The sequence below is a fragment of the Streptomyces calidiresistens genome, from assembly GCF_014141525.1.
Lineage (GTDB): Bacteria > Actinomycetota > Actinomycetes > Streptomycetales > Streptomycetaceae > Streptomyces > Streptomyces calidiresistens.
In genome coordinates, this window is sequence record NZ_VKHS01001613.1 from 1 (window position 1) to 395 (window position 395).

Consider the following 395-nt stretch of genomic DNA (forward strand, 5'->3'; position numbering starts at 1 on the left):
GGGTGCATCATCGCCCGGCCGTCCTCCACCTTGACCAGGGCCTCGGGGCTGGAGCCGACGATGTCGAAGCCGCCCGCCGGCGCGGCGGGGATCCCACCCTCCACGCCGGCGTCGGCGACCGGGGTGTCGCCCCCGAAGGCGTCGGGGTCGTCCCCGGGGAGCCGCAACAGGTACATGTAGGGGCTGGGGTTGGTGGCCCGCAGCACCCGGTAGACGTCCAGCGCGCTCGCCGAACACGGGGTCTCGAAACGCTGGGAGGGCACCACCTGGAAGGCGTCCCCGGCACGGATGTGTTCCTTGACGACCTCCACCGCGTCCCGGTAGGCGTCCCCGCCCCAACGGGCGGTGAACTCCGGCACCCGGGAGGGCGGCAGCGGCTGCGCCGGGGAGGGGGC

The 395-nt window shown here is 74.7% G+C and carries 1 protein-coding gene; it reads right to left on the reverse strand.

The genetic code is table 11. The annotated features are described in order from the left end of the window. Positions 1 to 395: chorismate-binding protein (locus FOE67_RS28510; RefSeq protein WP_182667658.1), on the reverse strand; the 395-nt coding region annotated here is incomplete at both ends.